The sequence below is a fragment of the Thermobacillus composti KWC4 genome, from assembly GCF_000227705.2.
Classification (GTDB): Bacteria; Bacillota; Bacilli; order Paenibacillales; family Paenibacillaceae; genus Thermobacillus; species Thermobacillus xylanilyticus.
Genome location: NC_019897.1, coordinates 1,955,406 through 1,968,128 on the forward strand (window position 1 = coordinate 1,955,406; position 12,723 = coordinate 1,968,128).

The window sequence follows — 12,723 nt, forward strand, 5'->3', positions numbered from 1 at the left end:
TCGTCGGCGCCCGGCCGGACCATCGCCGTGCTCCTTGAGCCGCCCGTCGCCGCCGATCGCACCTCTCCGCGCCGCACCGGACCGGGAGCATGGCCGGCCCGGCATCGTCCGGCGTCCGCTGTTCGAACCGTATTGGACTGGTATCATCCTATTACAGACACGTCCCGAATATGACCCCGTCCGAGAATTTGTCAGCACGGCGGCCGCATGCTTTCCTCTGCTGGTATATGACGTGAAATGATCGTCTATGACTGTTAAAAATTAAGAAAGGCGGAGCCTCATGCTCCGCCTTTCGCACAGGAACAACCTTTATTCAGGGTATCGGGCCGTCGGGTCGCCGTCGATCCAATGATAGACGGGAGATTTGACCGGAACGAACAGCGTCTCCCGCGTCAGCAGCTCGCGCAGGTCCGCATCCGGGTCCGGCGCGGTGCCGCTGCTTTCGACCAGCCGCCGCACGTCGATGCCGTAATCGGCGAAGACGGCGCCGCTGTCATGGACGAGCACCGTGATCGGATGGCCGCTGAAGACGCTGCGGATATCCGGTTTTCTGCCGCCCAGCTTGTCGAAATCGAGCGCGGCGAACGACGGATAGACCGGCTCTCCGGCCGGCAGAGCGCCGCCGTTGGACGACCTGTATTCATCCACGCGGCTCTGGAGATCGTTCAGCTGCTGCAGGACGGCGATGTTCATCAGTCTGACGATCGGTTCCGTCTCTTCGTCCAGCACGAGAAAATAATAGTTTCCGCCTTTCTCGTAGGCCGCCGCCGGCAAGTCCGACAAATAGCCGGTCCGCTTGAGCTTGGCCAGATCAACAACATATTTCTCGTATCGGGGCGTTTCCGGACCCGCGTTCTTGATCGGCAAGAGCCCCGTGTCCCTGCGGTAGTCGTCCACCGCCGCCTGCACGAGCCTAACCGCGTCGCGCGGCGGCATGCGGTTCTGGGCAAGCTGGTCTTTCGGATACAGGCAGCCGGTCAGCAATACGGAAATGATGAGCAAGGCGGCCGGGACGCGGAACCAGGCGCCCGGTCGCCGCCTGACGAACCTTGTCATGATTCGCAGCCCGCCCTTTCCTTCCGATGTCTCGCCGCTGCGGACAGCAGCGATTCCACCTCTGCAATCGCCTCGGGAGTGAAGCGGCTATCAGCCGTCAAGGCGCGGAAAGCTCGCAAATGACGGTCCGGATCCGCGGCGATGGCGTCCGCGGCCAGCTCCAGACGGTCCCTTCGCCCGCGCAGCCAGTTGAACCACAGCTCATGCGCGAGCGGGACGATGGCCGCGCCGGTGCCGCAAGGCTCCAGCGTGCGGCGCTCCGCTTCCGGCAGCAGAATGTCCCGCACGCGCACCTCGTACCGGCAGCCGCGGTCTTCGACGACGAATCCGCCGACAAGCTCCACGTGGACGTCTTCAATGCGATAATGGCTCAAAATGGACTCATAGCGCTCCGTCACACTGCGGACCGGTCGATCGACCGCCCAGACGCTCAAGGCCTCGTGCATCGCCTCCGCATCCGTCGGATCCGCGTACAGATCAAGATCGCGCGGCGGCGCCGGCAGCGGCAGCCCGCGCAGCATCAATCCGGCGCTGCCGCCGACCACCCAGGCAACGCCGGTTCCGTCCAGCCGTTCCGCGATCCGGCACAGCGCCCGTTCGATCCGGGACTCATGATCCATGGCGCTCACTCCGCGGTCAGAAATACGGGCGGTTCACGACGCGGATCTCTCCGGCCCCCGCCCGCACGACAGCCTGGCAGGCGAGCCGGTAGCCTTCGTCGAATTCTTCCGGCTCCAGCCTGTCCCATTCGGCGTCCGTAATGTCTTCCAGCCATTCCGCTCCCGCCTCGACCCTGCACCGGCAGCGGGCGCAGGTGCCGCGCGTGCAGGAGAATCCCCAGTCAACGCCGGCCTTGAGCGCGTGCTCCAACAGGGAAAGCCCCGCTTCGGCAGGGACGGAAGCTTCCTTCGTTCTTCCGCGCAAATAAATCATGATTTCATGCTCCTTATGTACATTACAGAATGGAGATCAGTCCGAGCAAAAAGCCGATCATCAGCAGAAGGAAAGCGATCAGTGAAAGAACGCCCCGCACAAATCCCTTCGTCTTGAGTCGCGCGAACGTAATCGCGACGGCCGACAGCGCCATCAACCCGATTCCGATCAGCGAGACCCACATTTTCGTCATGGCATCCATGTCCGTTATCGTCTCCAGTTTCGCATAAAGTTCCTGAACATTATACCATCGGTGCGGCGATACAAGCAAAAACGGCCGGCACCCCGCCGCGGAGGGATGCCGGCTGCCCCGGTTTTGCGCTCACCTGCGGATCATCGTGCGGATGAGCGACTCCAGCTGCTCCATATTCATGCCGCTTTTGCGGACCGCGTTCACGATATCGTTCACCGTATCCTCCGATACGGGCACGTTCGCGACCGCCGACACCTGTTTGATCAAGCGGCGCAGCTCGGCTTCGTTCTGGAACGTCTTCGCCGTCACGCTGCCGGCCAGCTTCTTCACCTGCTGCTCGCTGATCGGCTTGCCGGTCTTTTTCTTTACGACGTTCAGGACGTCTTTGGACAAGTTCTTGCCGCTCATAGCTCCCCTCCTCCGTTGTGCTGAATGCATCATATGCGGAGTCGGGACACATGGTGCGGCCTTGTTCCATTCGCGTCATCCGCGGACGAGAAACGTTCGCAGCTGAGCCTTCACTCGGCTTCCAGCCAGGCTTTCGCCACTTCTTCGCTTTCGTGCGTCCGGACGCGGCCCATCAGCGCTTCCACCGCCGCCTTCGGCGGCTTTCCTTCGAACAATACGGCATGCAGCTGCTCGGTGATCGGCATCGGCACGCCATACCGGCGGCTGAGCGCATAGGCGGCACGCGTCGTGCCGACGCCCTCGACGGCCATGCCCATCGATGCAAGCACTTCGTCCAGGCTCATGCCGCCGGCAAGCATCGAACCGGCGCGCCAATTGCGGCTGTGCCGGCTCGTGCACGTCACGACCAGATCGCCCACGCCGGCGAGCCCGGCGAACGTCAGGAGCTGGGCGCCCATCGCCTGGCCGAGACGTCCGATCTCCGCAAGACCGCGCGTAATCAGGGCGGCCTTGGCGTTGTCCCCGTATCCGAGGCCGTCGGACAGCCCGGCGCCGAGCGCAATGATATTTTTGATCGCGCCGGCGACTTCCACGCCGATGAGATCCGGATTCGTATAAACGCGGAAATAGGCGTTCATGAAATAGTCCTGCACCGCTTCCGCCGCTTCCTTCGACATCGATGCGGCGACGACCGTCGTCGGACAGCGCCGGACGACTTCCTCCGCGTGGCTCGGTCCCGACAGCACGACGATGGAAGATTCCGGCCGCGCGAGCTCTTCGGCGAGAATGGTGCTGATCCGTTTAAGTGTATCGCGCTCGAACCCTTTGACGGCATGGACGACATAGGCATTCTGCGGGATGCAGCCGGCCGCCTTTCTCGCCACTTCCCTTACGGAGGATGAAGTCGCGGCGAACACGACGATGTCCGCGCCGATCAGCGCCTCGGCCATGTCCGTCACGGCCCGTATCCGTTCATGCAATACAACGTTCGGCAGATAGGTGCTGTTCGTATGATGCCGGTTGATCTCGTCCGCCTGTTCCGCCCGCCTTGTCCATACTGTCACGTCGCAGCCGTTGTCGGCAAGGACGGTCGCAAGAGCCGTTCCCCAGCTCCCGGCGACGAGTACGGCAGCGCGCTTATTTCCCATTCGGCACTCCTTTCCCGGCTCCGAGCTTGTGTTCCTGCCCCCGGACCAGTTTCACGATATTCGTGCGATGCCGGATGAATGCATAGACGCAGATCAGCAGACTGACCCAGAACAGCTCATAAGGCATGGACAAAACAAGAATGAAAACCGGCAAAAGGGCGGCAAAGATCAGCGAGCCGAGCGAAACATACCGCGTAATGGCGATTGCGGCGATCGCGATGATGCCGGCAAGGAGCGCGGGCCAGAACGCAAGCGTCGCCATGACGCCGATCGTCGTGGCAATGCCTTTGCCGCCCTTGAAGCGGAACCAGATCGGCCAGTTGTGGCCGGTGATCGCAGCCGCACCGCACAGGATCGGCACCCAGATCTCGCCCTCGCCCAGCCATTGCCCGATCAGAACCGCGGCAATTCCCTTGGCCACGTCGAGCAGGAAAACGGCGGCCGCCGGGCCTTTCCCGAGCACGCGCAGCGTGTTCGTCGCGCCCGCGTTTCCGCTGCCGTGCTGCCGGATGTCAATGCCCTTGACCCAGCGCGCGATCAGGATGCTGAAGGATATCGAGCCAAGCAAGTAACTCGCCGCGACTGCAATAATCGATGCCAACAACCAGACTTCCCCCTAATCCTCGTCAGACTTCTTGCGCACAATGATGCGGAGCGGCGTGCCTTCGAACGCGAACGCCTCCCGGATCTTGTTCTCCAGATAACGCGAGTAGGAGAAATGCATCAGTTCGGGATCGTTGACGAAAAGCACAATCGTCGGCGGCTTGACCGCAACCTGGGTCGCATAGTTGATGCGAAGCCGTTTGCCTTTGTCCGTCGGCGGCGGATTGACCGCGACGGCGTCGGCGACAATATCGTTCAAGAGATGCGTCTGCACCCGCATCGCATGCTGTTCGGCCACATGTTCGACGACGGGCAGCAGCCTGTGCAGCCGTTGCTTCGTCTTGGCCGACAGGAACACGATCGGCGCGTAGGACATGAATTGGAACTGGTCGCGGATGCGCAGTTCGAACTGCCGCATCGTCTTGTCGTCCTTCTCCACGGCATCCCATTTGTTCACAACGAGCACCGAGGCCTTGCCCGCTTCGTGGGCATAGCCGGCAATATGTTTGTCCTGCTCGATGATGCCTTCTTCCGCGTTGATCAGCACCAGCACGACGTCGGATCGCTCGATCGCTTTAAGCGACCGAAGCACGCTGTATTTCTCCGTCGTCTCGTAAATTTTGCCCCGCTTGCGCATGCCGGCGGTGTCGATCAACACGAACTTCCGCCCGTCTTTCTCGAACGGCGTGTCGATCGCATCGCGCGTCGTGCCCGCCACGTCGCTGACGATGACGCGTTCTTCGCCCAGGATGGCGTTTACCAGCGATGACTTGCCGACATTCGGGCGTCCGATGAGCGCCACCCGGATCACATCATCGTCGTACTCCTCTTCCGAAGGTTCAGGCAGCGCTTCGACAACCCGGTCGAGCAGATCGCTGATGCCGGTGCCGTGCGATCCGGAAATCGCGATCGGATCCCCGAAACCAAGGCTGTAAAATTCGTAAATGGAGTCGATTCTCCCGGGGTTGTCGACCTTGTTCACCGCGACGACGACCGGTTTGCCCGAGCGGAACAGCAAGCGCGCAACCTCTTCGTCGGCATGGGTAAGCCCCGCTTTGCCGTCGACCATGAACACGATCGTATCGGCTTCGTCGATGGCCAGTTCGGCCTGCGCCCGAACCGAGCGCATGATCTCGTCTCCGGCGTCGATCTCGATGCCGCCGGTGTCCACAATGCTGAACGTCTTTCCGTTCCATTCGCTTGTACCATATATGCGGTCGCGGGTTACGCCGGGCTTGTCTTCCACGATGGCAAGCCGATCACCGATGATGCGGTTGAAAATGGTGGACTTGCCGACATTGGGCCGCCCGACGATCGCGACAACGGGTCTTGCCATCCTTGCCCACTCCTTGATCATCATTCGACCAGCATTCAGCGATCGAAAAAACTGCACTTAACTTATACAATATACCATAGAAACGCCTTCATCCGGAAATGGATCATTCGGCACCGCGGTTCGCGTGCGGCCGCAGACGGCCGGCCAGCGCCGCGGCGCCGCGCGCAAGCACCGTAACCGCCCGCGCCGCCGAGAGCGATGCGAGAAATCCGTCCAGCCATGCCCATCCGCCGTCCGCGGCGGGAACAGCCCATTCGGCCGCGATCGCCGCGGCAGCGACGGCCGCGAATTGCGCCCGGAAATGTCCCGCCGAGGCAGCGGCGAGTAAGCCGGCCGCCAACGGCCCGTCCAGCTGAGCGTCCCAGAGAATGAACACCGGATCGGCCGCATACAGCTTCCTCAGCCATATCCAGGCGATGCTTCCGAGAACGGCGCCGGCCAACGCCTGAAGACGCTTGCCTGGCTCGGCCTTCCGCAGCAAGGCGCAGGCGCCGAAGACCGTCAGCCATTGCGGCAGCGCCGACCCGGCCAACCCGGTCCATACGCCGGCAAACCCGCATGCGGCCAGCAGCGCAGCGGCCAGCACGGCTGCGCGAAGGGGCGGGACATCATCGAGGAGCTGCTTCTTCCATCCGGTCGCGAGCAATATGCCGGCCGTTACCATCACCCAGGCCGTCGTCCAACCAGCATTCACCGGCTATCCCTCCTCGCCCTATTATGCGCCGGAAGGCCGCATACGTTGCGGGCGACGGAAGAGCCGCAAAGAGGGCCGCCCCCGCACGGATCGGCGATCCGGTGAAGACGGCCCCACTGTCGACGTCGGGTTTATTTAAGTTTGCTGAGTTTGTCGCCGAAACGTTCGCCGAGCGTGAAGCTCAGGTTCTCTTTCGGGATGGATTCAACCTGATCGCGGCCGCCTCTGTTCCGCTCCGAACGGGACGGCTGCTCCGGCGCTTCCTCGGTCTCCTTGATGCTGAGCGAGATCCGCTTCTCGGCCGGGTTGAAGTCGAGCACCTTCGCTTTCACTTCCTGGCCTTCCTTCAGCACTTCATGCGGCGTCGCGATATGGCGATGCGCGATCTGCGAGATGTGAACGAGGCCTTCCACACCGGGCGCCACTTCAACGAACGCGCCGAAGCTTACGATGCGCTTCACGGTGCCGGTGACGATGTCGCCGTTGTGGAACTTGTCAGCCGCAAGCTCCCACGGACCGGGCTGCGCCGCTTTGATGCTCAGGCTGATCTTGCCTGCTTCGGGATCGACCTTCAGCACTTTCACTTTCACTTGCTGTCCTTCGGAGACGACGTCGCGCGGATGGGCGACATGTTCCCAGGCCAGCTCCGAAACGTGCACCAGACCGTCGATGCCGCCGATGTCGACGAACGCTCCGAACGGCGTCAGGCGCTGCACGGTGCCTTCAATGATCTGACCCGGCTCAAGCGATTCCATGATGCGACGCTTGTTCGCTTCGTACTCTTCTTCGAGCACTTCCTTGGCCGACAGGATGACCTTGTTCGTCTCCCGGTCAAGCTCCTTGATTTTGACACGCAGCGTTTGGCCTTTGTAGCTGCTGAAATCTTCGACGTAGTGGCGCTCGACCATCGATGCCGGAATGAAGCCGCGGACGCCCACGTCGACGACGAGACCGCCTTTGACCACATCGGCGACCGTCACCTCGAGCACTTCGCCTTTCTCGAATTGCTCCTGCAGCCGATCCCATGCTTTCCCGGCATCGACCTGGCGTTTCGAGAGGACGAGGCGCTCCTTGTCATCGTCGATGCTGATGACCTTGAGCTCCAGTTCCTGGCCGACCTGCACGGCATCCGCCGCGTTGTCGAGTTGTACAGCCGACAGTTCCCGAAGCGGAATGACACCGTCATATTTATATCCAAGGCTTACATAAGCCTGGTTGTCCTCGATCTTGATGACCGTGCCTTTCACAATATCGCCTTTCTTCAGGGTGACCATCTGATCCAGATTTTGCTCCGTAATGGTCTCCGCCGCGGTTTCGGCTTGAGTTTCCGCTGCCGCGGTTTCCAGGTTTTTCGTTTCTTCTGACATGGACACTAACCTCCTCGATTCTGCCCCAACTTTATTTAAACCCGCCGGCCGCTGTTGAAACGGTCGGCGCATTTAAAACGAATGAATGATTCATCTGCCTATCCGACTTGCAACTCGCGGATGCGTTGCATGATGAGCTCAGTCGCCTGATCCAGCGCTTCGCCGTCCGTACCGTCGGCATACGGCGAAAGGTCGACCGGCGGCCCGTAGATGACGTATGTCCTTCGGAACAGCCGGTAGCCTCCGACGATTCGGCACGGTACGACCGTCGCTCCGCTCCGGATCGCGAGCAACGCGGCTCCGCGTTTGGCGGAGGAAGCGTCCGAATTGCGTGTTCCTTCAGGAAACATGAGGATTGCATGACCATCCCGCAGCAGCTGCAGAGACGTCTTGATCGCTTCTTTGCTGACGCCGCCCCGCTTGACGGGAAATGCCCCGAGCGCCGTAATGAGCGCGGCGAACGGTTTGAACTTGAACAACTCCGACTTGGCCATGTAGTGAAGGCGCCGCGGCACGTAAATGCCGAGCGTCGGCGGGTCCAGCACGCTGATATGGTTCGAGCATATCAGCACGCCGCCTTCCCGGGGCACGTTCTCCACGCCGTAGGCTTTGAGCCGGAACAGCAATGTGTAGAGGATCCGCAGCACAACCCGGGCGATCTCGTAGAGGTTCATGATCTGCCCGCCTCCGCGATCGATCGTCCGGCGAGCGCGGCGATGCGTTCCGCCGCCTCTTCGGCCGTAAGCGTCGTCGTATCCAGGACGATCGCGTCCTCTGCCTTGACGAGCGGGGAAATTTCCCGGCTTGCGTCCTGCCGGTCCCGTTCGGCGATCTCCTCTTCAAGCATCTCGAGCGTCATCCCCTGCGCCCGCCCGCTTTCCTCGTACCGTCTTCGCGCACGCTCCTGCACGCTTGCCGTAAGAAAAACCTTGAGTTCCGCGTCGGGCAGCACGTGGGTGCCAATGTCCCGGCCGTCCATGACGACGCCGCCTTCCCGGGCCATGGCGCGCTGCAGTTCCACCAGTCTGGCCCGCACAGCGGGCACCGCCGCATAGGCCGGGACAACCGATGTCACTGCGCGGGACCGGATCTCATCCGTCACGTCCTCGCCGTTCAGGCGAACGCGCTGCACGACATCGCCCGGTTCCAGCCGGATGTCCAGCTCCGACACCAGTTTTTCAAGCTCGCCCGTCATCCCGGGCTCGACGCCCGCGCGAAGCGCAGCCAGCGCAACCGCCCGATACATAGCGCCCGTATCGATGTAAACGTAGCCGAACCTGCCGGCTACCAGACGGGCAACCGTGCTCTTGCCGGCCCCCGCCGGACCGTCGATGGCGATCGCGATGCGCCGCGGACTGCTGTCCTGCGCAATGTTCGTCAGCGTAAACCCCTCCAGCGACCATCATGAAAAAAGCAGGCACGATGAAAAAAGCAGGCACGGCCTGCCAAACGCGAAAATTATACCACATACCGCAGCAGGATGCAAAATTATCTGTCCCCGTGCGGCACGCCTTCGAGGCGTTCCGTCTTTGACAGAAACGGCCGTATGCCGTCCATATGCAGCGCCGTCTGCGCCGCGACAATGAGCGCGATCAGTACGGCGATGATGACGGCCAGCCGCATGCAAATCCTGTCCGCAGCGGCCGTCCACATCCTGCGACCGCTCCGACCGGCATTCCGTTGATCCATCCGCCGCTCCCCCTTCCTCGGAATGGGCAGTATTCCCGAATATCGGGAATCCGATGCGCGGCGGACGGACGCACGTCAACGTTTGCGGAATTCGAGCTGGCGCTCGAAACAGTATCGGATAATTTTCTGTCGTTCGCTGTCCGAGATTTCGATGAACTTGGCCATGACCTGATTCCGGCCGGACTCGAGCTTCTTCAACCGCACGACTTCCGGTTTGAAGAAAGCGTGCTCGATCGTTCCGTTCTTGTAGGGCAACAGCAGCCAGCACTCCATCACATCGCCGGCATTGAACGCCCATCTGGGGTCCGTGGTGAAAGAGATGCCTCCCCCGCCGATGTCGTCCGTGTATGCCAAGAACCGGACCTGGTTCGCAAGCTTGACGGCCAGCTCCAGCACCGCCGGGACGCGGAGAAAGCTTCGCCGCTGCACCTTTCGGATCGAATCGGGATCCGGCCTGCGGACGGCGACCAGCTGGATGACATCGTCGCGGAAACCGAGCACGTGCGTGTTGAAATAATGCTTCACGCCGCCTTCCGTCAGGTAGTAAGCCGATAGTTCGTCCCCGGGAAACAGCCGTTTGTACCGGCCCGTCTGTTCCTCGAGCGGCACCTCGATGTACAGTGTATCGTCCTGAACGTCAGCGATGCGCGATTTGTACACGGCCTTCGCATCTTCTTCATCCGATGATGCCACCTGCAGATACAGGAACGTATTGACTTTCGGCTCCAATTCGGTCTTCCCCCCCATTACATGAAATTATATCATGGGAAGAAAGACACAACCAGCAGGAATTGCGGCGCGAAAAGCTTTTTATCCGGCTAGCGCCCGCTCACGCCCCGCTCCGGCGTCTTCTGCCGTCTGATATCGTTCGATTTTCTCCTCCACCCCGTTCTCCGCGTTGATATAGATTTTGTACCGCCCACCGTTGATCCGCCCGGCGAACTCGTGGCAGAGCACATCTTCGTCCAGATCGTTCTTGATGACAGCAAGCTGCGACCGTTCCATCCGGAATTCCGGATTCAGCCTTGCCCGTGCCTCCGCTTCGTCGATCGCCGGTTTCGGCAGGTTCCGCTCTTTGTGCTCGTAGACATAATCTGCCGCCTGAAGTCCGATCACTTCGCCGCGGTCGAGCGCCACCTTGACCGTCAGCTTCTCGGGGTAGATGACCGCACCATCCTGAACCGGCGCATAGGTCAGATTCACCGCGTTGTCATACGGGTCGACCGCGATCGCCTTCATTTCCGGATAGCCGCGCTCCTTCAGAAACTCGCGCGCCGCCCGCTCGGCGTCGTCCAGGCTGACGGTCCGCTGATTGCCGATCTCGCGCGGATTCATGTACCAGATCAGCTCTCCACCCCGCTTCGTAAAGTCCATCTGAATCGTCACGCCGTCCCCCGTGTTCACGGTGGCGGAATAGACGGCATATTCCGTGCCACGCGCGTTTTCCGTCACCTGCACGGCGGACGGACTGTCAAGACCGAGCAGCCTGGCTGCTTTCTTCCGCACGTCGTCGACGGAGACGGGATTGCCCGACAGAATGTCGACCGTCCGTTTGCGATACATGGCGGCCACCGGACGTCCCCAATCCAGCTCCGCGTATTTGGCAATCTTGTTGTCCACCGTCTTGAAACCGTCAATGATCGCATTGTCCCGCGGCGAATCTTCGGAAGCGAGCGCCAGCTCGACATCCATCCAGCGCAGGTTATCGGCCAGCACCTTCTGCTGCACCGCGTGCAAATCCTTGGCGATATCTTCAGCCGACTGATACAACGTTTTCAGCGTGGCCAACTCCTGTTCGGTCAGCGGCTGCTTCGTCAGATCGCGGATCGCCGTCTTGTACGAAAAATTGGCGATCCTCGACAGAAATTCCTCGGTCTGGTTGAACGGCAGCAGCGTAAGCGGCAGCTGGTTGACCTCGCTCTGCGCCTGGCTCGTGATGCGCCAGATGTTGATCAAGCCCTTGCGCTGGTACGAATGCGAAGACGCATTCACCGCGAGCGTATTGCCCAGCTGCTCGTGCAGTTGGTCGATATGCGCGTTGAGCTCGTGGAAAGCGCGTTGATACTGGTTCTCCGCCTTGATGAGCAGACTGTTCTTCTCCTGGTGTTCCCTGTATCCCCAGAAGGCTGTGCCCGCAAGCAGAACGGCGAAGACAGGGAACAGCACCGCGCTGAGACGCGTATACATAAGGCAAAGCTCCTTTCGCTGGCAAACTTGGCTTTAGTTTGCTTGGGCGGAAGGAGCTTTATGCACCGCTGACGATCACTCCCAGTGCTCGTCGATCTCGAAATCCTCGGTATTGTCGCACAGGCATTGGCGGAAGCCGGTGTCGATCCGGCCTTTGTCCCGCCTGCCGCGAAGGATGAATTTCTCGCCGCACCGCCTGCAGCGGATGCGCACTTTCACCCGGTTCGATGACGCCGTCGTCACTTGCGCTACCCGTCCTTTCATGTCTTCTTGGCCCATTATGGACGGATCCGCTGCATTTTAATCTCGTCTTCGCGCGGAATGGAGCGGAAGGGCGACCGGTCGTTGGCGCGCCTTATTTTCAGCCCGCCCCGGAACCACAGGTAGGCCATGAGCGGAGCCATCAGCATCATCCAGTATTGCTTGAACACGAGCAGAATATAATCGAACGCGCCATGCCAGAATAACGGTATCAGGAATGATGCGGCGAGATACCTGCCGGATTTCGCGCTTGCGAACTTTGCCTTGCCGATATAGTAGCCCATCAGCACCCCGAACAGCGCATGGCCGGACACGGGCAGCAGCGCCCGCAGGAGGAGCGATCCGAACGAAGCGGGCAGGAGCAGCGCGTACAGCGCGTTTTCGAGCGTGGCGAACCCGAGCGAGACTGCGACGGCGTAGACGATGCCGTCATAGGGCTCGTCGAATTCGGTGTGGTTGTATATCATATGATAGAGCACGAACCATTTCATCGTTTCCTCGATGCCCGCGGAAATGAGGAAAGCCTGCACGAACGGGGACTCGCCGAGTTCGAGCGTGAGGCCGCGCTGGATGACGGCGATGGGAAGCACGATGAGCGCTCCGACGATGAACATGCGCGCGACCATGTGAATCGGTTCTGCATCATATCGGTCTTTCAGATAGAAATAGGCGAGCAGCGCGATGCCCGGCGCGACGGCCGCCGTGAGCATCGACAACATCCACATGCGGCCATCCCTCCCTTCACCGGGGCGCTGCCGCCCCGCACAGCCCGCATGAATGACAGAAGCGCGCCCGAAAGCGGACCTTCGCCTTCGGATGCGCTTCAATATCGGACAGCCGATCGACAA

The 12,723-nt window shown here is 61.0% G+C and carries 17 protein-coding genes; all 17 read right to left on the minus strand.

Annotated elements, in window-relative coordinates:
• Positions 1-309: 309 nt before the first annotated feature.
• Positions 310-1,056 (minus strand): hypothetical protein, encoded by a 747-nt coding sequence (locus tag THECO_RS09110; protein ID WP_015254744.1) that lies wholly within the window; start codon positions 1,054-1,056, stop codon positions 310-312.
• Entirely contained in the window at positions 1,053-1,676 is a 624-nt protein-coding gene (locus tag THECO_RS09115; protein WP_015254745.1) for a nucleotidyltransferase domain-containing protein, read from the minus strand. Before THECO_RS09115 ends, THECO_RS09110 begins: the two co-directional genes overlap by 4 nt.
• A gap of 16 nt (positions 1,677-1,692) precedes the next feature.
• A complete protein-coding gene (locus tag THECO_RS09120) occupies positions 1,693-1,989 on the minus strand; it encodes a 2Fe-2S iron-sulfur cluster-binding protein (protein ID WP_015254746.1) in 297 nt (98 codons plus the stop codon).
• Between the two features lie 22 nt (positions 1,990-2,011).
• Positions 2,012-2,191 (minus strand): DUF2768 family protein, encoded by a 180-nt coding sequence (locus THECO_RS09125; RefSeq protein ID WP_015254747.1) that lies wholly within the window; start codon positions 2,189-2,191, stop codon positions 2,012-2,014.
• A gap of 120 nt (positions 2,192-2,311) precedes the next feature.
• Positions 2,312-2,590, minus strand: coding sequence for a stage VI sporulation protein F (locus tag THECO_RS09130; RefSeq protein WP_015254748.1), 279 nt, complete (start codon positions 2,588-2,590; stop codon positions 2,312-2,314).
• 110 nt (positions 2,591-2,700) lie between these two features.
• A complete protein-coding gene (locus THECO_RS09135) occupies positions 2,701-3,738 on the minus strand; it encodes an NAD(P)H-dependent glycerol-3-phosphate dehydrogenase (RefSeq protein WP_015254749.1) in 1,038 nt (345 codons plus the stop codon).
• Complete coding sequence (plsY, locus tag THECO_RS09140) at positions 3,728-4,342, minus strand: glycerol-3-phosphate 1-O-acyltransferase PlsY (RefSeq protein WP_015254750.1); 615 nt, start codon at positions 4,340-4,342, stop codon at positions 3,728-3,730. Before plsY ends, THECO_RS09135 begins: the two co-directional genes overlap by 11 nt.
• A 12-nt stretch (positions 4,343-4,354) precedes the next feature.
• Positions 4,355-5,677 carry a ribosome biogenesis GTPase Der gene (gene der / locus THECO_RS09145; RefSeq protein WP_015254751.1) on the minus strand — a complete coding sequence of 441 codons (1,323 nt, stop codon included), beginning with the start codon at positions 5,675-5,677 and terminating at the stop codon, positions 4,355-4,357.
• Between the two features lie 103 nt (positions 5,678-5,780).
• Positions 5,781-6,371, minus strand: a complete 591-nt coding sequence (locus THECO_RS09150; protein ID WP_015254752.1) for a hypothetical protein — start codon at positions 6,369-6,371, stop codon at positions 5,781-5,783.
• A 131-nt stretch (positions 6,372-6,502) separates the two neighbouring features.
• On the minus strand, positions 6,503-7,738 hold the full coding sequence (gene rpsA, locus THECO_RS09155) for a 30S ribosomal protein S1 (protein ID WP_015254753.1): 1,236 nt from the start codon (positions 7,736-7,738) through the stop codon (positions 6,503-6,505).
• Positions 7,739-7,836: 98 nt separating this feature from the next.
• Entirely contained in the window at positions 7,837-8,412 is a 576-nt protein-coding gene (locus tag THECO_RS09160) for a lysophospholipid acyltransferase family protein (RefSeq protein ID WP_015254754.1), read from the minus strand.
• A complete protein-coding gene (gene cmk, locus THECO_RS09165) occupies positions 8,409-9,119 on the minus strand; it encodes a (d)CMP kinase (protein WP_015254755.1) in 711 nt (236 codons plus the stop codon). The genes THECO_RS09160 and cmk overlap by 4 nt, the downstream gene beginning before the upstream one ends.
• Before the next feature lie 107 nt (positions 9,120-9,226).
• On the minus strand, positions 9,227-9,427 hold the full coding sequence (locus THECO_RS21680; protein WP_015254756.1) for a hypothetical protein: 201 nt from the start codon (positions 9,425-9,427) through the stop codon (positions 9,227-9,229).
• A gap of 75 nt (positions 9,428-9,502) precedes the next feature.
• Complete coding sequence (locus tag THECO_RS09170; RefSeq protein WP_015254757.1) at positions 9,503-10,156, minus strand: flagellar brake protein; 654 nt, start codon at positions 10,154-10,156, stop codon at positions 9,503-9,505.
• A gap of 81 nt (positions 10,157-10,237) precedes the next feature.
• On the minus strand, positions 10,238-11,614 hold the full coding sequence (ypeB, locus tag THECO_RS09175; protein WP_015254758.1) for a germination protein YpeB: 1,377 nt from the start codon (positions 11,612-11,614) through the stop codon (positions 10,238-10,240).
• 75 nt (positions 11,615-11,689) lie between these two features.
• Positions 11,690-11,878: a hypothetical protein gene (locus tag THECO_RS09180; protein ID WP_041854343.1), complete on the minus strand. Its 189-nt coding sequence runs from the start codon at positions 11,876-11,878 to the stop codon at positions 11,690-11,692.
• A 14-nt stretch (positions 11,879-11,892) separates the two neighbouring features.
• Positions 11,893-12,600 carry a glutamic-type intramembrane protease PrsW gene (gene prsW, locus THECO_RS09185; protein ID WP_015254760.1) on the minus strand — a complete coding sequence of 236 codons (708 nt, stop codon included), beginning with the start codon at positions 12,598-12,600 and terminating at the stop codon, positions 11,893-11,895.
• Between the last annotated feature and the right edge of the window lie 123 nt (positions 12,601-12,723).

What these genes read in the sequence shown, in the direction of transcription:
- THECO_RS09110 (WP_015254744.1), bottom strand. Translation starts at nt 1,056, where the DNA reads ATGACAAGGTTCGTCAGGCGGCGACCGGGCGCCTGGTTCCGCGTCCCG.
- THECO_RS09115 (WP_015254745.1), bottom strand. Translation starts at nt 1,676, where the DNA reads ATGGATCATGAGTCCCGGATCGAACGGGCGCTGTGCCGGATCGCGGAA.
- THECO_RS09120 (WP_015254746.1), bottom strand. Translation starts at nt 1,989, where the DNA reads ATGATTTATTTGCGCGGAAGAACGAAGGAAGCTTCCGTCCCTGCCGAA.
- THECO_RS09125 (WP_015254747.1), bottom strand. Translation starts at nt 2,191, where the DNA reads ATGGATGCCATGACGAAAATGTGGGTCTCGCTGATCGGAATCGGGTTG.
- THECO_RS09130 (WP_015254748.1), bottom strand. Translation starts at nt 2,590, where the DNA reads ATGAGCGGCAAGAACTTGTCCAAAGACGTCCTGAACGTCGTAAAGAAA.
- THECO_RS09135 (WP_015254749.1), bottom strand. Translation starts at nt 3,738, where the DNA reads ATGGGAAATAAGCGCGCTGCCGTACTCGTCGCCGGGAGCTGGGGAACG.
- der (WP_015254751.1), bottom strand. Translation starts at nt 5,677, where the DNA reads ATGGCAAGACCCGTTGTCGCGATCGTCGGGCGGCCCAATGTCGGCAAG.
- rpsA (WP_015254753.1), bottom strand. Translation starts at nt 7,738, where the DNA reads ATGTCAGAAGAAACGAAAAACCTGGAAACCGCGGCAGCGGAAACTCAA.
- THECO_RS09160 (WP_015254754.1), bottom strand. Translation starts at nt 8,412, where the DNA reads ATGAACCTCTACGAGATCGCCCGGGTTGTGCTGCGGATCCTCTACACA.
- THECO_RS21680 (WP_015254756.1), bottom strand. Translation starts at nt 9,427, where the DNA reads ATGGATCAACGGAATGCCGGTCGGAGCGGTCGCAGGATGTGGACGGCC.
- ypeB (WP_015254758.1), bottom strand. Translation starts at nt 11,614, where the DNA reads ATGTATACGCGTCTCAGCGCGGTGCTGTTCCCTGTCTTCGCCGTTCTG.
- THECO_RS09180 (WP_041854343.1), bottom strand. Translation starts at nt 11,878, where the DNA reads ATGAAAGGACGGGTAGCGCAAGTGACGACGGCGTCATCGAACCGGGTG.
- prsW (WP_015254760.1), bottom strand. Translation starts at nt 12,600, where the DNA reads ATGTGGATGTTGTCGATGCTCACGGCGGCCGTCGCGCCGGGCATCGCG.